1 pseudogene is annotated in these 418 nt (G+C 66.3%); it reads right to left on the minus strand.

Annotation, left to right across the window (positions count from 1 at the left end):
• Positions 1-66: 66 nt before the first annotated feature.
• A pseudogene (locus tag IG04_RS47540) lies at positions 67-418 on the minus strand (hypothetical protein); the annotation flags it as partial.

Here is a 418-nt window from a genome sequence, read left to right on the forward strand (position 1 = left end):
GTTCTGTCTCCTCGTTGGTTCCCCCTCGAACTGGGCCCCGTCACCGACGGGCCCAGCGATCTGGTGTCACGGCAGGGAGAACTCCTGCGTCTGCGGGTTCAGATGACCGAGCCGGAGAGCGCCGCCGGTGGCGTTGCCGCTGAGCCGGAACACGTTGAGTCCTTCGGTGATGCTGGACTCGTAGATGAAGTTGTTGTACCAGTACGACGACCAGGCCCCGCCGAGATCGGGCGGGCTGATCGCGGGTGGGTCGGACCAGCCGATCGTGACCGGGTGGGCGGGATCGGTGAATTCGGTGGCCCAGGTTCCTGCCTGGTAATGCCCGCCGACCGCGATGTAGCGGCCGTTGCGCAGCGGCACGATGTTGTAGTTGTGGACGGTGCAGTTCTCCGCGAGGCCGTCCTGTCCTCGGGGCAGC

It is taken from the genome of Lentzea albidocapillata (assembly GCF_000719115.1).
Classification (GTDB): domain Bacteria; phylum Actinomycetota; class Actinomycetes; order Mycobacteriales; family Pseudonocardiaceae; genus Lentzea; species Lentzea albidocapillata.